This is a genomic window from Nocardioides sp., from assembly GCA_037045645.1.
GTDB lineage: Bacteria > Actinomycetota > Actinomycetes > Propionibacteriales > Nocardioidaceae > Nocardioides.
The window spans coordinates 249487-268023 of the sequence record JBAOIH010000003.1 but is presented as its reverse complement, the minus strand read 5'-3'; the positions used below and the strand labels follow the sequence as shown (position 1 = coordinate 268023).

At 66.7% G+C, this 18537-nt stretch carries 19 protein-coding genes and 1 pseudogene; 16 read left to right on the top strand and 4 right to left on the bottom strand.

Annotated features, from left to right (window positions below):
- Positions 1–111 precede the first annotated feature (111 nt).
- The 9 genes from V9G04_13100 (at position 112) to V9G04_13060 (ending at position 7971) form a co-directional block, all read left to right on the top strand.
- On the top strand, positions 112–999 hold the full coding sequence (locus V9G04_13100) for an ABC transporter substrate-binding protein (GenBank protein MEI2714191.1): 888 nt from the start codon (positions 112–114) through the stop codon (positions 997–999).
- An 11-nt stretch (positions 1000–1010) separates the two neighbouring features.
- A complete protein-coding gene (locus tag V9G04_13095; GenBank protein MEI2714190.1) occupies positions 1011–1880 on the top strand; it encodes an amino acid ABC transporter permease in 870 nt (289 codons plus the stop codon).
- Positions 1877–2611, top strand: coding sequence for an amino acid ABC transporter ATP-binding protein (locus tag V9G04_13090; protein ID MEI2714189.1), 735 nt, complete (start codon positions 1877–1879; stop codon positions 2609–2611). Before V9G04_13095 ends, V9G04_13090 begins: the two co-directional genes overlap by 4 nt.
- Before the next feature lie 151 nt (positions 2612–2762).
- Positions 2763–3047 carry a metal-sensitive transcriptional regulator gene (locus tag V9G04_13085; protein MEI2714188.1) on the top strand — a complete coding sequence of 95 codons (285 nt, stop codon included), beginning with the start codon at positions 2763–2765 and terminating at the stop codon, positions 3045–3047.
- An 11-nt stretch (positions 3048–3058) separates the two neighbouring features.
- Positions 3059–3262, top strand: coding sequence for a heavy-metal-associated domain-containing protein (locus V9G04_13080; GenBank protein ID MEI2714187.1), 204 nt, complete (start codon positions 3059–3061; stop codon positions 3260–3262).
- A complete protein-coding gene (locus V9G04_13075; protein MEI2714186.1) occupies positions 3259–5466 on the top strand; it encodes a heavy metal translocating P-type ATPase in 2208 nt (735 codons plus the stop codon). Before V9G04_13080 ends, V9G04_13075 begins: the two co-directional genes overlap by 4 nt.
- A 109-nt stretch (positions 5467–5575) precedes the next feature.
- Positions 5576–6727: a CaiB/BaiF CoA-transferase family protein gene (locus tag V9G04_13070; GenBank protein ID MEI2714185.1), complete on the top strand. Its 1152-nt coding sequence runs from the start codon at positions 5576–5578 to the stop codon at positions 6725–6727.
- Between the two features lie 72 nt (positions 6728–6799).
- On the top strand, positions 6800–7237 hold the full coding sequence (locus V9G04_13065) for a pyridoxamine 5'-phosphate oxidase family protein (protein ID MEI2714184.1): 438 nt from the start codon (positions 6800–6802) through the stop codon (positions 7235–7237).
- Positions 7234–7971: a glutamine amidotransferase gene (locus tag V9G04_13060; GenBank protein ID MEI2714183.1), complete on the top strand. Its 738-nt coding sequence runs from the start codon at positions 7234–7236 to the stop codon at positions 7969–7971. Before V9G04_13065 ends, V9G04_13060 begins: the two co-directional genes overlap by 4 nt.
- Before the next feature lie 84 nt (positions 7972–8055).
- Here V9G04_13060 and V9G04_13055 read toward each other — a convergent pair whose 3' ends face one another.
- Positions 8056–8250 carry a CsbD family protein gene (locus V9G04_13055; GenBank protein MEI2714182.1) on the bottom strand — a complete coding sequence of 65 codons (195 nt, stop codon included), beginning with the start codon at positions 8248–8250 and terminating at the stop codon, positions 8056–8058.
- A gap of 110 nt (positions 8251–8360) precedes the next feature.
- A complete protein-coding gene (locus V9G04_13050) occupies positions 8361–9158 on the bottom strand; it encodes a MerR family transcriptional regulator (protein MEI2714181.1) in 798 nt (265 codons plus the stop codon).
- Positions 9159–9251: 93 nt separating this feature from the next.
- Between V9G04_13050 and V9G04_13045 the strand changes: the two genes are divergently transcribed.
- The 6 genes and pseudogenes from V9G04_13045 to V9G04_13020 all read left to right on the top strand — a co-directional run bounded on the left by V9G04_13045 (position 9252) and on the right by V9G04_13020 (position 15368).
- Positions 9252–10463 (top strand): acetyl-CoA C-acetyltransferase, encoded by a 1212-nt coding sequence (locus tag V9G04_13045; GenBank protein ID MEI2714180.1) that lies wholly within the window; start codon positions 9252–9254, stop codon positions 10461–10463.
- Positions 10464–10477: 14 nt separating this feature from the next.
- Positions 10478–11803 (top strand): annotated as a pseudogene (locus tag V9G04_13040) (3-hydroxyacyl-CoA dehydrogenase NAD-binding domain-containing protein).
- Between the two features lie 91 nt (positions 11804–11894).
- A complete protein-coding gene (locus V9G04_13035) occupies positions 11895–12701 on the top strand; it encodes a 3-hydroxyacyl-CoA dehydrogenase family protein (protein MEI2714179.1) in 807 nt (268 codons plus the stop codon).
- Between the two features lie 164 nt (positions 12702–12865).
- The gene (locus V9G04_13030; GenBank protein ID MEI2714178.1) at positions 12866–13618 is read left to right on the top strand and encodes an SDR family NAD(P)-dependent oxidoreductase; all 753 of its coding nucleotides are present in this window, start codon (positions 12866–12868) and stop codon (positions 13616–13618) included.
- The gene (locus V9G04_13025; protein MEI2714177.1) at positions 13615–14742 is read left to right on the top strand and encodes a phosphotransferase family protein; all 1128 of its coding nucleotides are present in this window, start codon (positions 13615–13617) and stop codon (positions 14740–14742) included. Before V9G04_13030 ends, V9G04_13025 begins: the two co-directional genes overlap by 4 nt.
- Positions 14742–15368 (top strand): histidine phosphatase family protein, encoded by a 627-nt coding sequence (locus tag V9G04_13020; GenBank protein ID MEI2714176.1) that lies wholly within the window; start codon positions 14742–14744, stop codon positions 15366–15368. The genes V9G04_13025 and V9G04_13020 overlap by 1 nt, the downstream gene beginning before the upstream one ends.
- 20 nt (positions 15369–15388) lie before the next feature.
- On the opposite strand, the gene V9G04_13015 is transcribed toward V9G04_13020, so the two are convergent.
- Together V9G04_13015 and V9G04_13010 are read right to left on the bottom strand one after the other, a co-directional pair.
- A complete protein-coding gene (locus V9G04_13015) occupies positions 15389–16258 on the bottom strand; it encodes a hypothetical protein (protein ID MEI2714175.1) in 870 nt (289 codons plus the stop codon).
- A 113-nt stretch (positions 16259–16371) separates the two neighbouring features.
- Positions 16372–17151, bottom strand: a complete 780-nt coding sequence (locus tag V9G04_13010) for an SDR family oxidoreductase (GenBank protein MEI2714174.1) — start codon at positions 17149–17151, stop codon at positions 16372–16374.
- Positions 17152–17181: 30 nt separating this feature from the next.
- Here V9G04_13010 and V9G04_13005 point away from each other — a divergent pair, with 30 nt between their 5' ends.
- Entirely contained in the window at positions 17182–18516 is a 1335-nt protein-coding gene (locus V9G04_13005; GenBank protein MEI2714173.1) for an NAD(P)-binding domain-containing protein, read from the top strand.
- Positions 18517–18537 lie beyond the last annotated feature (21 nt).

Below are 18537 nucleotides of genomic sequence, written 5' to 3'. Positions count from 1 at the left end.
CCGGCTGGCCGGTGACTTTGGGGGTTAGTAACCAATGCATCGGTTACACACCGTGAAAGTCACCGGCTGACCGGGGACTCCACCGCCGCCCGCTGGCCGTACGATTCGCGCATGCGCCTGACCCGTATTGCCCTCGCCGCCACCGTCCCGCTCGCCCTCGCGCTCACTGCCTGCGCGCCCACCGAGGATCCGGCGAGCACAGCCAAGGACACGACCACGACCGCCGACGCTGCCGCGGGCGACGACGCCGCCACCTGCGCCGTCGACAAGGTCAAGACCGAAGGCACGCTGACGGTCGGCACGGACAGCCCGGCGTACGACCCGTGGTTCAGCGACGACGACCCCAGCAACGGCAAGGGCTTCGAGTCGGCCGTGGCGTACGCGGTCGCTCAGCAGATGGGCTACGAGGCCGACGCGGTGAAGTGGATCAAGGTGCCCTTCAACAACTCGTACGCCCCGGGCAAGAAGGACTTCGACTTCGACATCAACCAGATCTCGGTGACCCCCGAGCGGGCCAAGGTCGTCGACTTCTCCGACGGCTACTATTCGGCGGCCCAGGCGATCATCACCTTGAAGAAGAGCCCGGCCGCGAAGGTCGCCTCCCTCTCCGAGCTCGCCGACCTCAAGCTCGGCGCCCAGACCGGCACCACGTCGCTGACCGCGATCCGCGACGTCATCAAGCCGAGCGCGCAGCCGATGGTCTTCAACGACACCAACGCCGCCAAGCAGGCCCTCAACAACGGCCAGCTCGACGCGATCGTTGCCGACCTGCCGACGGCGTTCTACATCACCGCGGTGGAGATCCCCAAGGGCAAGATCATCGGGCAGTTCCAGCCTGAGACGGGTCAGCAGGAGGAGTTCGGCCTGCTCTTCGAGAAGGGCAACCCCCTCGTCGAGTGCGTCAACACCGCGCTGGCCACGCTCAAGGAGGACGGCACCTTGGAGAGCATCGAGCAGGAGTGGCTCTCCGACACCGTCGGCGTCCCCGTCATCGAGTGATCGGCTGATCGTTGACGGTCGACCCGTTCCCGGGCGATGCCTGGGCACCCAGTCAGCACGAACTACAACGTCGCGCCGTACGCATTTCGCAGCGGCGCCGCTCGCTGACGATCGCCTCGCTCGTCACGATCGGCGTGATCGCGCTGGTGTCCTTCGTGGCCACCAGCAGCCCGGGCTGGGAGACGTTCAAGATCACGTTCTTCAACGTCGAGCACGCCCGCGCGGTCTTCGGTGATGTACTCAAGGCGTTCTGGGTCAACGTCAAACTGTTCTTGTTGGCCGAGCCGCTGATCCTCGTGCTCGCGCTGGCCGTGGCGCTGTGTCGTCAGGCGCGTTCGCCGTGGCTGGCGCCGCTGCGGCTGCTGGCTGTGGTCTACACCGACATCTTCCGGGGCATCCCGACGATCCTGTTGGTGCTGCTGATGGGCTTCGGCATGCCGGCGCTGCAGTTGCAGGGGATGCCGACCTCGTTGTTCTTCTGGGCCCTGGTGTCGCTGGTGTTGTCGTACGGCGCGTACGTCGCGGAGGTCTTCCGGGCCGGTATCGAGTCGATCCACCCGTCGCAGCTGGCCAGCGCCGAGACGCTCGGCCTCACCCGCGCCCAGGCGATGCGCCACGTGGTGGTGCCGCAGGCCGTACGCCGGGTCGTACCCCCACTGCTCAACGACTTCATCTCGCTGCAGAAGGACACCGCACTGGTCACGGTCGTCGGGCTGTGGGACGCCACCCGCGCCGCCAGCGACTACGCGTCGTACAACTTCAACTACACCTCGTTCGTGGTGGTGTCGCTGTTCTTCATCGCCCTGACCGTGCCGATGGCGCGGTTCACCGACTGGCTGCAGCGGCGCTATGCCGAGCGGGAGAGGGCGGGCGCGCGATGAGCCTTCTGCACGTGAGTGATCTGCGGAAGTCGTACGGAGAACGTGTCGTGTTGCACGACATCGACCTGAGCGTCGAGTCGGGTGAAGTGGTCTGCCTGATCGGCTCGTCGGGGTCGGGCAAGTCGACGCTGCTGCGGTGTATCAACCTGCTTGAACACATCGACGACGGCATCATCGAGTTCAACGGTGTCGAGATCTCCGACCCGCGGGTGAACATGAAGGCCGTACGCCGCGACATGGGGATGGTCTTCCAGGCCTACAACCTGTTTCCGCATCTGAGCGTGCTCGACAACGTGTGCCTGGCGCCCGTACGCGTGCATGGCCGGTCGCGTCGTGAGGTGGAGGCCGAGGTGCGCGCGTTGCTGGCGAGGTTTGGTCTGGCCGAACACGGCGACAAGCATCCCGACCGGCCCTCGGGTGGCCAGCAGCAGCGGGTGGCACTCGTACGCGCTCTCGCCTGCCGGCCCAAGTTGTTGCTGCTCGACGAGATCACCGCAGCGCTGGATCCGGAGTTGGTCGGCGACGTCTTGGAGGCCGTACGCGAGCTCGCGCGGGAGGGCACGACGCTGATCCTGGCCACCCACGAGATGTCGTTCGCGCGAGATGTAGCCACGACCGTGTGCTTCCTCGACGCCGGGCGGATCTTGGAATCCGGGCCGCCGGCGGAGTTGTTCAGCAACCCGCGCGAGGAGCGGACGCGGCAGTTCCTGCGCCGGGTGCTGCCCGCCTGATCGGGGGTTGAGCGGACAAATCGGGGGCCCAGCCCGCCTCTTTGGGTAGTCCAGTGCGAAATGGTCGCCCCACTCGCGAAATCACAACCATTTCGCACTGGACTACGCACCATTGCAGCGCGGATATACCCCACGGGGGTATCATGCAAGCATGACCGACCACGGCTATCACCACGCGGGCCACAAGGATGCTGTCCTCAAACGCCTGCGCCGCATCGAAGGCCAGGCGCGCGGGGTGCACAAGATGGTCGAGGACGACAAGTACTGCATCGACGTCCTCACGCAGATCTCCGCGATGACCAAGGCGCTTCAGGCCGTCAGCCTGATGTTGCTCGACGACCACCTCGACCACTGCGTACGCAATGCCGACGCCGACGACCTCGACGCCAAACTCAAGGAAGCCTCGGCGGCCATCGCCAGGCTCGTGAAGTCCTGAAAGGGGACGAGATGACCACCAACACCTACACCGTCACCGGCATGACCTGCGGACACTGCGCCGCCTCGGTCACCGAAGAGATCTCCGAGATCGCGGGCGTCGAGAACGTCGACGTCGTCGTGGAGACCGGTGCCGTCACCGTCACTTCCGCCGAGCCCCTCGACGAGGCAGCCGTACGCGCTGCGGTCGAGGAGGCCGGCTACGTGCTGGCATGAGCGAAAAGCAACCAGTTGAGGTCGAACTCGCGATCACCGGCATGACGTGCGCGTCGTGTGCCAACCGGATCGAGCGCAAGCTCAACAAGATCGAGGGCGTCACGGCGACGGTCAACTACGCGACCGAGAAGGCGAAGGTGGCGTACGCCCCGACCGTCAGCCGGGAGCAGTTGGTGCAGACCGTCGAACAGGCGGGGTACGGGGTCACCTCGACTTCGCTCGATCAGCCAGAGCAGCCAGACCAACCCGAAGGCGACCCGCTTCGACAGCGCGTCGTCATCTCCGCGATCCTCAGCATCCCGGTGATCGCGATGGCGATGATCCCGCCGCTGCAGTTCACCAACTGGCAGTGGCTGTCGTTGACCCTGGCCGCGCCCGTGGTGGTCTGGGGCGGCTGGCCGTTCCACCAGGCGGCGTGGACCAATGCGCGTCACGGCGCCGCGACCATGGACACGCTGGTGAGCGTCGGGACTTTGGCGGCCTTCGGCTGGTCGCTCTATGCGCTGTTCTTCGGGATGGCCGGGCATCCAGGCATGACGCACGGCTTCGAGTTGCGCCCCGAGCGGGGGATGGCGACGTCCTACATCTATCTCGAAGCTGCCGCCGGCGTCACCACCTTCATCTTGCTGGGGCGTTGGCTCGAGCACCGGGCCAAGCGTCAAGCGGGTGCGGCGCTGAAGTCGTTGATGGAACTCGGCGCCAAGCAGGTCACCGTGCTGCGCGACGGACGCGAGGTGACGGTCGCGGCTGAGCAACTCCAGGTCGGCGACCACTTCGTCGTACGCCCGGGGGAGAAGGTCGCCACGGACGGCACGGTCGTCGAAGGCCGCTCGGCCGTCGACGAATCGATGTTGACGGGGGAACCCGTGCCGATCGAGGTCCAGCCCGGGTCGGCCGTGACCGGCGCGACGCTGAACGCCAGCGGGCGGCTAGTCGTCGAAGCGACCCGAGTCGGCGCCGAAACCGAACTGGCCCAGCTTGCCCGTCTGGTCGAGGACGCGCAGAACGGCAAGGCCGAGGTGCAGCGCCTGGCCGACCGGATCTCTGGCGTCTTCGTCCCGGTCGTGATGGTGCTGGCGCTGCTCACCCTCGGCGGCTGGCTCCTGGCCGGAGCCGGAGCAGCGGCCGCGTTCACCGCCGCGGTCGCCGTACTCATCATCGCCTGCCCCTGCGCCCTCGGCCTCGCGACGCCGACGGCGCTGATGGTGGGCACCGGTCGCGGAGCTCAGTTGGGCATCGTGATCAAGGGCCCCGAGGTGCTCGAAGACACCCGCCGCGTCGACACTGCTGTGCTCGACAAGACCGGCACGGTCACCACCGGGGAGATGGGTGTGGTGGACGTGGCTGCTGTCGAGGATCGCGATCAGGTGCTCCGCTTCGCGGGTGCCCTCGAATCCGGCAGCGAGCACCCGATCGCAGCCGCCATCGTCCGCGCCGCACTCGACAACGGCGACCTGCCGACTCCCGAGAATTTCGCCAATCTCGACGGGCTCGGCGTCGAAGGCAACGTCGAGGGGCGCGCCGTCCTCGTCGGCCGACCACGCTTGCTGGCTGACCGATCGCAGCACCTTTCCGCCGACTTGCAGGAACGCTTCGAGCAGGCGCAACGAGAGGGTCGTACGGTCGTCGCCGTCGGCTGGGATGGCGCAGCGCGCGGACTGATCCTGCTGGAGGACCGGATCAAGGCTTCGTCACGAGTGGCCGTACAACGCCTCAAAGAACTCGGTCTGCGGCCGGTCCTCCTTACCGGCGACAACGAGACCGTGGCCCGCCAGGTCGCTGCCGAGGTCGGCATCGACGAAGTGATCGCCGAGGTCATGCCCGCCGACAAGGTGCGTGTCGTCAAGCGCCTGCAAGACGAGGGCCGTGTCGTGGCGATGATCGGCGACGGCGTCAACGATGCAGCAGCGCTGGCCCAGGCCGACCTGGGTATCGCGATGGGTACGGGGACCGACGTCGCGATCGAGGCGTCCGACCTGACCTTGGTCAAGGGTGACCTGGCTGAGGCGAGCACCGCGATCCGGCTCTCTCGCAAGACGCTGCGTACGATCAAGGGAAACCTGTTCTGGGCGTTCGCCTACAACGTGGCGGCGATCCCGGTCGCCGCGGCCGGGCTGCTCAACCCGATGTTGGCTGGTGCGGCGATGGCGTTTTCGAGTGTGTTCGTGGTGACGAACTCGCTGCGATTGCGCCGCTTCTCCTGAAATTTCGGGGTAGTCCAGTGCGAAATGGTCGTCCGCCGGCAGCAAACACGACCATTTCGCACTGGACTACCCCGCAAGGGGACCAGCCCGCCCTGCCACAATCGCGCCCATGACGTACGCACTGGGCCAGGGCACCGGGCCACTCAAGGGCATCAAGGTCGTCGAGATCGCGGGCATCGGTCCTGGACCACACGCGTGCATGATCCTGGCCGACCTCGGCGCCGACGTGATCCGGATCGAGCGTCCGGGCGGCGGGATGTTCGGCGGCGGCAAGCATGACGTGATGACGCGGTCGCGTCCGAGCGTGGCCATGGATCTGAAGAACCCCAAGGCGATCGAGACAGTCAAGCAACTCGTCGCAGAGGCCGACGTACTCATCGAGGGCATGCGCCCTGGCGCGATCGAGCGGCTCGGCCTCGGCCCTGAGGACTGTCACGCGCTCAACCCGAAGTTGGTGTACGGCCGGATGACCGGGTGGGGCCAGGACGGTCCATGGGCTCAGGCGGCCGGACACGACATGAACTACATCGGCATCACGGGCGCTCTCTTCGGCCTCGGTCAGGACAAGGCCAGACCACACTTCCCCAGCAACCTGGTCGGGGACTTCGGCGGTGGCTCGACCTACCTGGTGATCGGGGTGCTGGCTGCTGTGCTGGAAGCGCGCACCAGCGGCCAGGGTCAGGTCGTCGATGCCGCGATCGTCGACGGCACGGCGCATCTCAACGCGATGGCTGCCACCTTCGCCGCGCTCGGCGCCCCCACGGACCGACGCGCGAGCGGCCTGCTCGACGGCGGGACTCCGTACTACGACATCTACGAGACGGCCGACGGCCGACACATGACGATCGGCTCGCTCGAACCGCAGTTCTACACCGAGTTGATCCGTCTGCTCGGGCTCGAAGACCTGCCCGATCGCAACGACCCCGCGAACTATCCCGTGATCCGCGCGGCCTTCACCGACGCGTTCAAGGCCAAATCCCAGGCGGAATGGGCCGAGATCTTCGACGCGACGGACGCCTGCGTGGGTCCCGTACTCCCGTACGACGAGGCGATCGCGCACCCGCACCTGGCGGCGCGCGAGACCTTCGTGACCGAGGCCGGCATCGTCCAGCCCGCCCCCGCGCCGCGCTTCTCGCGTACGCCCGCGACCATCTCGCGCCCCGCGGGAGGACCCGGATCCGCGACTCGGGAAGCGCTCGCAGCCTGGGGCATCGAGGGCGTGGATGCCCTTGTCGAGGCCGGTGCGGCGTTCGAAGCCTGAGCGCCTTTTGCTTGGACTACGCAGCGTCGTAAGTTTGTCATCAAGAGCCACCATCGACCGAGGAGCGTCGCCATGAACGACGAGAACCCCGTCCACATCCTGTCCGACGACGAGTGCTGGACCTTCCTGCAGTCGCACGAGTTCGGACGACTCGCGTTCCACCTCGCCGAGCAGGTGCACATCACCCCCATCAACTTCGCGGTCGACAAGCAGAGCGGACAGCGCACACTGCTCTTCCGCACCGCCGAGGGCTCCAAGCTGCTCGGCGTCGTGATGAACCCCGACATCGCCTTCGAGGCCGATGAGTACGACGAGCACCAGGCCACCAGTGTGATCGTGCGCGGCACCGCGCGGCTGTTGGAGGAAGACGAAGCGCACCGCGCCGAGAACGTCCCGCTCCGACCCTGGGTCAACACCTTGAAGTACAACGTCGTCGAGATCACCCCGACCGAGTTCTCCGGGCGTCGTTTCGACCTGGCCCTGCCCTGGCGCCACCTGCGGCCCGAGTGAACTCGCTGCCCTTCGTCTTCCTCGGGACTCGAGCCGACGATACCGTTGCCGACGGTGAATATGAGGCCGTACGCCGGTTCGCCGGACTGACTCCCGAATCGCTGCTCCGGGTGCGACTGGAACGCGAATCGCTGCCTGACTTCGACCTCGCGTCGATCTCGGGTTTCATCCTGGGTGGCGGACCCTTCAACGTGTCTGATCCGGCCTCGTCGAAATCGCCAGAGCAGGTGCGGGTCGAGGCCGAACTGGACACGCTGTGCCGGCGGGTGATCGAGGCGGACTTCCCTTTCCTCGGGGCCTGCTATGGCATCGGCACTCTGGGAGTCCAGTGCGGCGGGGTGGTCGACCGGACGTACGCCGAACCCGTCGGAGCCGCCCCCATCACACTGACCGACGAAGGCGTGGACGACCCGCTCTTCGGCGTCCTGCCGCGTGACTTCGACGCCTTCCTCGGCCACAAGGAGGCGGTGTCACGACTGCCGGACGGCGCGGTGTTGTTGGCGTCGGGACGTGCCTGCCCGGTGCAGGGCTTCCGCCTGGGGCGCCACGTGTACGCCACCCAGTTCCACCCCGAACTCGACCTCGAACAACTCGCCTTACGCGTCGAGGTCTATCGCCATCACGGCTACTTCGCGCCCGAGGAGGGCGAGGCGATCGTCGCGCGCGCTCAGGCGTACGACATCACCGCCCCGCCCCTCCTGCTGCGACGGTTCGTGGAACTCCACGCCCGCTGAGTCAGCAGAAATCCCCGCCGAGTCAGCAGAAATCCCCGCCGAGTCGGCGAAAGATCTCCTGACTCGCGCGAAATACCTGCTGACTCAGTTCTTGAAGCCGTCCTTGAGGTCCTTAGCGGCGTCCTTCACCTTCTCGCCGGCTTGCTTCACGCCGGCACTGGCCTGGTCGGCCTTGCCCTCGGCCTGCATCGACTCGTTATCAGTCGCGTCGCCGTACGACTCCTTGGCCTTGCCTTTGAGTTCTTCGGCCTCGTTGCTGATCTTGTCGCCAAGTCCCATGACTGCTCCTTGTGGATCGATGGACTGTCCAGCAAAGCAGCGCGGACGCGAACGCCCAATGCCCGAAAGGGTGGAGCGTTCGTGAGCCCTCGCCAAGAGTTCGTGAGCCCTCAGCGGGTGGCGCGGCGCGCGATGCTCTCGCGCCGCGTCTGGTCCATCCCCGCCTCGTACGCATCCACGAGCGACGCGATCGACAGCGGCTTGAGACGCTCGACGACCTCTTGGATCCGTTCGGGCGAGGCGCCGGATTCGCGGTAGTGCGGCCAGACCTGCTTGCGGAAGAGCTCGTACAACTCCTCGGCGATCGCGCGCCCATGGCGCTGATAGATCTCGCTTGCGGCTTGCGCGGCTTCGAGCGGATACCCGAGTTCCAGCAGTCCGAGACCCACGGGGAGTTGGCTTACCTCGACCTCCCAGCGCGAGCCGTTGGCGCTGATCACCCCGAGCGCGCTGAGCGTCTCGAGGTCTTCGCTGGAGAGCGTACGACCGGCGCGCCGCTGCAACTCGGGTCCGCTCATCGACACCGAGGTCGCGGCCTGCCACGGCACCAGCATCGCTTTGTGCAAGGCGATGTTCTCCGGGGTCGCGTCGGCGGGGATGCGCGCGACGTACCGCTCGATCGCCGACAACGTGAAGCCGTGTGACTGCAACTCCTGCACGAGCCCGAGGCGCGCCACGTGATCGGCGGTGTAATAACCGACCCGACCACGCCGCAGTGGTGGGGGTACGAGGCCGCGCGAGGTGTAGAACCGTACGTTCCGCACGCTCATCCCGACCCGCTCGGTGAGTTGCTCGAGGGTCAGCAGGCCGTCGTCGTCAGCGGGTGCTTGAGCCGTGGCAGTGATCGCGGACCCCCCTTTCCTCTGAGCGCCTCTCGGGGCGGTCGCGTGAGCCGTCCCACACGTCATGGAGATTGTGACAGTATCGGTGTCACAATCATCGGACAACCGTGCGCGGCTCTCGCGCGCCGTTGCCCCAGCTGTACTGAGATAAGGACGGTCATGGCAGAAGCATTTGTGTACGACCACATTCGTACGCCCCGAGGCCGCGGCAAGGCCAACGGCTCCCTCCACGAGGTGAAGCCGGTCGAGCTCGTCGTCGGCTTGCTCGACGAACTCAAGACGCGCAACCCCAACCTCGACGTCAACCGCGTCGACGACGTGGTGCTCGGCATCGTGTCGCCCGTGGCCGATCAAGGTGGCGACCTGGCCAAGACCGCGGCGCTCGCTGCTGGCTACCCCGAGACCGTCGCGGGTGTGCAGCTCAACCGCTTCTGCGCCTCCGGCCTGGAGGCCGTCAACCAGGCCGCGGGTCGCGTGGCCTCGGGCTTCGAAGACCTGATCATCGCCGGTGGCGTCGAGTCGATGAGCCGCGTACCCATGGGCTCCGACGGTGGCGCCTGGGCCTCCGACCCGGCCACCGCGCTCAAGACCGGCTTCGTACCCCAAGGCATCGGCGCCGACCTGATCGCCACGCTCGAAGGCTGGAGCCGCGAGGACGTCGACACGTACGCCGCCGAGTCCCACCACCGCGCCGCCAAGGCGTGGGCCAACGGCTACTTCAACGGCTCCGTCGTCCCGGTCAAGGACCTCAACGGTGTCCCCGTGCTCGAACAGGACGAGACCATCCGCCCCGACACCTCGCCCGAGGGGCTCGCCGGGCTCAAGGCGTCCTTCGCGCAGATCGGCGCTGACGCGGGCTTCGACGACGTGGCGCTGGAGAAGTACCACTGGGTCGAGAAGATCAACCACGTCCACCACGCGGGCAACTCGTCGGGCATCGTCGACGGTGCCGCGCTGACGCTGGTCGGCAACGAGGAGATCGGCGAACAGCTCGGCCTCAAGCCGCGCGCGCAGATCCTCGCCACGGCAGTTTCTGGCGCCGACCCGACGATCATGCTCACCGGACCTGCTCCGGCCGCGCGCAAGGCGCTGGCCAAGGCGGGCCTGGAGGTCGAGGACATCGACCTCTTCGAGATCAACGAGGCGTTCGCCGCTGTGGCGATGCGTTTCATGCGCGACATGGGCATCAGCCACGACATCACCAACGTCAACGGTGGCGCGATCGCGATGGGTCACCCGCTGGGTGCGACCGGCGCGATGATCCTCGGCACTTTGATCGACGAGCTCGAACGCCGCGACCTCAAGCGGGGACTGGCCACGCTTTGCGTCGGCGGCGGCATGGGCATCGCGACGATCGTAGAACTGGTCTGAGAGGGACTGAACAGATGACTGAGAACACTTCCGCGGTCCGCTACGACCGCGATGCCGACGGCATCGTCACCTTGACGATGGACGACCCGACCGCGTCGGCCAACACCATGAACGACCTCTACAAGGAGTCGATGGACAAGGCCGTCGACCGCCTCTATGCCGAGGTCGACGACATCGCCGGTGTCGTGATCGCCAGCGCGAAGAAGACCTTCTTCGCCGGCGGCAACCTCAAGAACATGATGCTGACCACTCCTGACGACGCCTCCGAGGTGTTCGCGATGGGTGAGGGCGTCAAGGCGGGCCTGCGTCGACTGGAGACGTACCCCCGCCCCGTCGTCGCTGCGCTCAACGGCGCCGCGCTCGGCGGCGGCTTCGAGATCGCGCTGGCCACCAACCACCGCATCGCCGTGGACGACCGCTCGATCAAGCTCGGCCTGCCCGAGGCCACCCTTGGTCTGCTGCCGGGTGGCGGCGGCGTGACGCGTGTCGTACGCATGCTCGGCCTGCAGTCCGCGCTGATGGAGGTCCTGCTCCAGGGCACCCAGTTCGACCCGCAGGGTGCGCTGAAGAAGGGGCTCATCGACGAGGTCGTGGCGACCCAGGACGAGCTGATCCCCGCCGCCAAGGCGTGGATCCTGGCCAACAAGGACAACGAGGACGCGGCCAAGAACCCGTGGGACCGCGCGGGCTACAAGATGCCCGGCGGCACCCCGAAGTCCCCGGCCCTGGCGGCCTTCCTGCCCGCCTTCCCGGCCCTGCTGCGCAAGCAGCTCAAGGGTGCCGACTTCCCGGCCCAGCGCGCGATCCTCTCGGCGGCCGTCGAGGGTGCGCAGGTCGACTTCGACACCGCGTCGCGGATCGAGTCGCGCTATCTGACCAGCCTGATCGTCAACCAGCAGGCCAAGAACATGATCCAGGCCTTCTTCTTCGACCTGCAGGCGATCAACGCCGGCAAGCTGCGCCCGCAGGGCGTGGAGAAGTTCAAGGGTACGAAGGTCGGCGTGCTCGGCGCAGGCATGATGGGCGCGGGCATCGCGTACGTCTGCGCGCGTGCGGGCATGGAGGTCGTCCTCAAGGACGTCTCGCTGGAGAACGCCGAGAAGGGCAAGGCGTACACCGAGAAGCTCAACCTCAAGGGCATCGAGCGCGGCAAGCTCACCGAGGAGAAGTCCGCGGCGCTGCTGGCCAAGATCACCCCGACTGCCTCGCCCGAGGACCTCGCCGGGTGTGACCTGGTGATCGAGGCGGTCTTCGAAGACCCGGCGCTGAAGGCCAAGGTCTTCGCCGAGATCATGCCGTTCATCAACCCCGACGCGCTGCTGTGCTCCAACACGAGCACGCTGCCGATCACCGAGCTTCGCCAAGGGCATCGAGGACGAGTCGCGGCGCAAGGACTTCATCGGTCTGCACTTCTTCAGCCCCGTCGACAAGATGCCGCTGGTCGAGATCATCAAGGGCGCAGAGACGTCCGACGAGGCGCTCGCCAAGGCGTACGACGTGGTGCTGCAGATCCGCAAGACGCCGATCGTGGTCAACGACAGCCGTGGTTTCTACACCTCGCGGGTCATCGGCTTCATGGTCAACGAGGGCATGGCGATGCTGGCCGAGGGCGTACGTCCGTACTCCATCGAGCGCGCCACCACCCAGGCCGGCTACCCGGCTCCGGTGCTGCAGCTCTCCGACGAGCTCAACCTCGAACTCATGGGCAAGATCGCCAAGGCGACCCGCGAGGCCGCCGAGCGTGACGGTGTTGCGTACGCCGGCCACCCCGGTGCGGCCGTGGTCGACAAGATGCTGGAGGCCGGTCGTGCCGGTCGTCTGCGCGGGGCTGGCTTCTATGAGTACGACAACGGTCAGCGCGCGGGCATCTGGTCGGGCCTGACCGAGCTCTTCCCGCCCGCCGACGAGCAGATCCCGTTCCAAGACATCAAGGACCGGATGCTCTTCGCCGAGGCGTTGGAGACCGCGAAGTGCTTCGAAGAGGGCGTCATCGAGTCGGCAGCTGCGGCCAACATCGGCTCGATCATGGGCATCGGCTTCCCGGCCAACACCGGCGGTGCCGCGCAGTTCATGACCGGGTACGTCGCGCGTGACGTCGAGGGCAACCCGACCGGCGAGACCGGTCTGGCGGCCTTCGTGGCGCGTGCCGACGAGTTGGCTGAACGCTACGGCGACCGGTTTGCTCCCACCGCTCGCTTGCGCGAGATGGCGGCGGCAGGGGAGTCCTTCCCGGCCTGATCCGTTTGCTGCTTGCGAGGCGCCACTCCCGTGCGGGGTGGCGCCTCGTGTGCGTCGACCTCGAACCGCGCAAAGAACTGCGGCCTTGGCGAGGTCATTTGGCGCCAGGGCGCGCCCTGCGGCCGCAGTTCTCGCCGTAGAGGCGGGGCGCTAATCTCGCCCCCATGCGACGCGTCCTGATCACCGGAGCAGCGGCTGGGCTCGGCGCCGCACTCACCGCCGCCTTCCGGGCCCGCGGAGACGAGGTGCTGACCACCGACATCTCGGATGGTGTCGACCTTCGCCTCGACATCACCTCCCCGGACGACTGGTCTGCCGCGCAGCAGGCCGTCGCCGAACGCTGGGGCGGCCTCGACATCCTGGTCAACAATGCCGGTGTCGCTGGCGGTGGTCGGCTCGACGTCTGCGGGCTCGACGAATGGCGCTGGATCACCGAGATCAACCTCTTCGGGATCGTCCAGGGCATGCAGGCGTTCATCCCGCTCTTCAAGACGCAGCGCAGCGGCCACATCGTCAACGTCGCCTCACTCGCGGGTCTCGTACACCCGGCCGGGATGGGCTCCTACAACGCGGTCAAGGCGGCGGTCGTCGCCCTGACCGAGACGGCTGGCCACGAGCTCGCGCCGTACGACGTGCGCGCCTCGGTGGTCTGCCCGTCGTACTTCCGCACCGGCCTCGTCGATGACCTGCGCGGCGCCGACGAAGCGCTCGGCTCGGTGATCAAGGGCCTCGTCGCCAACAGCCCGTTCGGTGCCGATGACATCGCCCGTGCGGTGCTGGAGGGCATCGACAATGGCGACGACGTGATCCTGCCCGACGATGCGGCCCGTGCGGCGTACGCCCTCAAGGTCGGTGACCGGCCGGCGTACGACACCCAGATGCGCCGACAGGCCGCCCGATTGGAGGCGCTGTCGTGAGTACGCCAGCACGCGACACCGCTGCTGACGCCAAGGCTCTGCGCGAGGAAGACGCCTTCGACGTCGCCGCCGTGCACGCGTGGCTGCAGCAGCACGCCTCGGATGAGTTCCGCGACGTCGTCGCGACCCAGACCCTGCCGGAGGTGCGGCAGTTCCCTGGAGGCGCGAGCAACCTGACGTACCTCTTGCGCTATCCCGACCGCGACCTGATCTTGCGCCGCCCGCCAGTTGGCGCGAAGGCGAAGAGTGCCCACGACATGGGCCGCGAATACCGCATCCAGAGCGCGCTCAAGCCGGTCTATCCACAGGTGCCGGCCATGGTCGGGTTCTGTGAGGACGACTCCGTCATCGGCTCGGACTTCTATGTGATGGAGCGCGTCGAGGGCGCGATCAGCCGCAAGGACCTGCCGTGGGACCTCACGCCTTCCCAGGTGGGCGACCTGTGTCGCAACTTCTGGGACGGGCTTATCGAGTTGCACTCCATTGATGTCACGTCGGTGCCCGCACTCGCCGCCCTTGGCAAGGGCGACGGCTATGTCACGCGTCAGGTCTCCGGCTGGACCGACCGGATGACGCGCGCGACCACCGACGACATGGGGGACTGGTCCGACATCACCTCCTGGCTCCACGAGCACCAGCCTGCGGACGTCGCGCAGGTGCTGATCCACAACGACTACCGGCTCGACAACGTAGTGCTGGCCACCGACAGTGCCGGCGAGCTTGTGGATAACGGCCGAATCGTCGGGGTCCTCGACTGGGAGATGGCTACCGTCGGCGACCCGCTGATGGACCTGGGCGGCTCGGCGTCGTACTGGATCCAGGCCGACGACGACCCCTTCATGCAAGGTTTTCGCCGCCAGCCGTCCAACGCCGAAGGCATGTGGACGCGCCAGCAGATCGTCGACTACTACTGCGAACGCATGGGCTATGACCTCTCGCCCGAGCAGTGGCGGTTCTATGAGGTCTTCGGGCACTTCCGCCTCGCGGTGATCGCCCAACAGATCTGGTACCGCTACTTCCACAAGCAGACGACCAACCCGGCGTACGCCATCTTCGGCCCCGCCGTCGCGGTGCTTGAAGCGCACTGTCGACGCCTCACTGGCGAGCAAGGCTCGAGCGCCTGATGGGGCGGATCCTGGTCGTACGCCACGGGCAGGCGTCGTTCGGAGCCGACGACTACGACGTGTTGTCGCCGCTCGGGGAGCGGCAGGCCGCGATCACCGGGGAGTTCGTACGAGAGTTCGCGCCCGACGTGGTCATCCACGGGACGATGAGGCGCCAGCGCGACACGGCTCTCCTGGCGGCGCAGGCCGCCGAGTGGCGGGCGCCCCTCGAGGTCGACGCCGCCTGGAACGAGATGGATCACCTCAACGTGCTCTCTCGACTCGCTGCGCCGTCGACCCCCACGCGCGAAGCGTTCCAAGCCCACTTCAACGAGGCGACCGAGCGTTGGCAGTCGGGGGAGTTTGACGACGAGTACGACGAGACGTTCGCGGCGTTCTGGTCACGTTGTCTGGAGGCGCTCGAACGCGCGACGGCGTACGAACGAGCCGTGGTCGTGACGAGCGGTGGCCCGATCGCGGTCTTGGCGACGCACCTGATCGCCGGTGACCTCACGACCTATCAGCGGCTGTGTCCGGTGATCGTGAACGCGTCCGTGACGCGGGTGCTTACCGGCTCGACGGGGCAGACGCTGCTGAGCTTCAACGAGCATGCGCAGTTCGGGGACCAGACGCGTACGTATCGCTGAGTTCGTGACCCCTCGGCAAATCAGATATAGGTGAGAGTCATTGGCATGGCGTTGTTGGTGCTGACGGCGTCGCCGATGGTCAAGGCCTGGGTGCGGATCGAGGTGGTACCAGTTCTATCGTCTGTCTTGATGAATGTGTAGCTGAATATGACGCTCGTGCCTGGCGATATCGCCGTGTTCGTAAGGGACTTGTATTGGAAATACGTCCCCATGTCTGTCACCGTCCACCCGCTGGCAGGAGCTTGCGCAACCGTGTAGGTTCCCGCCGCGTTGGGCTTGTTGAGGTTCACGGTGATCTGACCGGTGGTGATCAGCGTGCCGACATTTCTGACCGTGTAAATGAGGTTGATGGGGGCACCTTTTTGAATGGTGGTGGCAGAGGCGCCAATCTCAGCCTGCAGGTCCACGACACCATTCACTGCCAGTGGGGCGGATGCGGTGTTGTTGGTGGTCGTCGTCTCGCCCGTGATGGGGGTCACCGACCCAGAGACGGTGTAGTTGCCCGGGGCGTTGGACGTGGCTGTGAAGGGCAGCGCAATGGAGGCGCCGACGCCCAGGTCGGGCCCGGTGATCGTGTAGGACGTGCCGTTGTCGACGACCGTCCACCCGGAAGGCATCGAGCCCGGCGCCAACGTCAGACCGGTGACCTTCGGGACCGACACGACAGTGCTGCCACTCGTGGTGGCCTGGGTGCCGTTGTTCGTGACCGTGAACGTCACTGACGTGGAGCCACTCGTGCTGAAGGAGGTCGCACCTGTGGCCACAGTCAACGCCAGATCCCTCACGCTGGCAGCGGCGAATGACGGCGCGGTCGTGGCAAGCACGACGACCGGGGCCGACCACGCGGCGCCGTTGAGCACACTGCGGCGGGATGTGGGAAGTGAAGACATGGCAAGGACCTTTGGTGAGTAGACCTGATTGCGGAGAAGACCCGTTCGGGTGAAGGTAAAGGGCGTTCGTGCGCGGTCAGAATCGGGGCCCGTGGCGGTCTAGACCACCGAAGTCAGATCATCCGCTTGAAGACCGGCAGGGGGGCGTACTTCATCGCCACCGAAAGCGGCGCCCACGGCAGCGGGGGTACGCACGCCGAGGCGGTCTCAGACTCGATCGCCTTCACCATCGCCGCGACGCCGACCTCGGTGGAGACCATCATCTTGTTCTGCGCCGCGGCCACGCCGTCGTTCATCTCCGAGGCGATATAGCCCGGATAGAGCACGGTGATCTGCCAGCCCGGCTTGCCGTAGAGCTCCGTACGCAGTCCCTCGGCGAGGTGGGCGACCCCGGCCTTGGTGGCGGCGTACGTCGTCATCGTCTTGGGCAGGCCACGCATCGCCGACATCGACGAGACCATCACCAGATGGCCCCCGCCCTGGGCGCGGAAGACCTCCATCGCGGCTTCGGTCTGCGCGAGCGTGCCGACGAAGTTGGTCATCGCCGTCTCCCGGTTGGCGCGATATCCACCCGTGCCCAGCGGTGCGCCCTTGCCGAGACCGGCGTTGATGACGATTCGATCCAGTTGGCCCAAGGAGGCGGCAAACCGCTTGAAGACGCCGAACACCGAGTCCGGGTCCGACGGGTCGTCATGGGTGACATCGCAGGCCGCCACCTCCACGCGCCGGTCCGGGTGTGCGGCGAGGATCTCGGTATGCAACGCCTCCAACCGGTCGAGTCGTCGCGCGCACAGCGCGAGGTCGTACCCCAGATCTGCGAACTGTCGCGCCATCTCCGCGCCGAGCCCGGAAGAGGCACCAGTGACCAGGATCGCCTTTGATTCGTTCCCCATGGCATGAAGTCTCGCCTAGAGTCAGCGCCCGTGAGCCAGCAGCCCCAGGGAACTCAACCTCGCGTGTGCATCATCGGCGCCGGCTCGTCCGGCTTGACCGCGATGCAGGTGCTGAAGGCGCGCGGGATCGCGTACGACTGCTTCGAACTCGGCTCGCAGGTCGGCGGCAACTGGCGCTACGACAACGACAACGGAGTGTCGAGCGCGTACCGCAGCCTGCACATCAATACGTCCAGAGAGGCGATGCAGTACGCCGCGTACCCGATGCCGACGAGCCTGCCCGAATACCCCAGCCACTGGCAGATCGCGCAGTACTTCGACGACTACGTCGAGCACTTCGGACTGCGCGAAACGATCACGCTCCGCACCGAAGTGACCAAGGTCGAGCCTGCCGGGTCGCGCTGGGACGTGACCTTCCGATCCCGCGACGGCGGCGAGCCACAGAGTCGGACGTACGACCACGTCATCGTCGCCAACGGGCACCACTGGAGTCCGCGGTGGCCCGAGCCGAGTTTCCCGGGCAGCGACTCGTTCCCCGGAGAGCAGATCCACGCCCACTACTACCGCACGCCCGACATCTTGCAGGGCAAGCGAGTCGTGGTGCTGGGCATCGGCAACTCGGCGACCGACATCGCGGTGGAGTCGTCGCGCAACGCCAAGGAGACCTATCTCGCGATGCGCCGCGGGGCGCACATCCTGCCGAAGTTCCTCTTCGGGGTGCCCACCGATCACTTGACCAGTTCGCCACTGGCGCGTGGGCCGTTCCGACTGCAGAAACTCGGCATGAAGACGATGCTGCGGCTCGCCGTGGGCAAGGTGACCGACTATGGCCTGCCCGAGCCTGATCACGACGTTCTGGAGGCGCACCCGACCGTTAGCGACGATCTGCTGACCCGGCTTGGACACGGCGACATCACCGTGAAGCCCAACATCGCGCGCTTCGACGGCTCGACGGTGGTGTTCACCGACGGCTCGACCGTCGAGGCCGATGTGGTCGTCTATTGCACCGGCTATCAGGTGTCGTTCCCATTCCTGGCCGGCGGCGTGATCGACGTCCGCGACAACCACATCGACCTCTATCGCCGCGTGGTCGCGCCGGAGCGACCGGGGCTCTATTTCCTCGGTCTGATCCAGCCGCTCGGTGCGGTGATGCCGCTGGCCGAGGCGCAGGCACACTGGGTCGCCGACCTGATCGCGGGAGAGGTGTCGCTGCCATCGCTTGCAGAGATGCGGTCGCAGATCCAGGCGTACGACCACGCCTTGCGCAAGCGGTATGTCGCCAGCAAGCGGCACACCATCCAGGTTGATGCGCACGACTACAAACAGGAGCTCCTCAAGGAGCGCAAGGCGCGTCGAGTGGGCTGAACTACCGGCTCAACGGTGAGC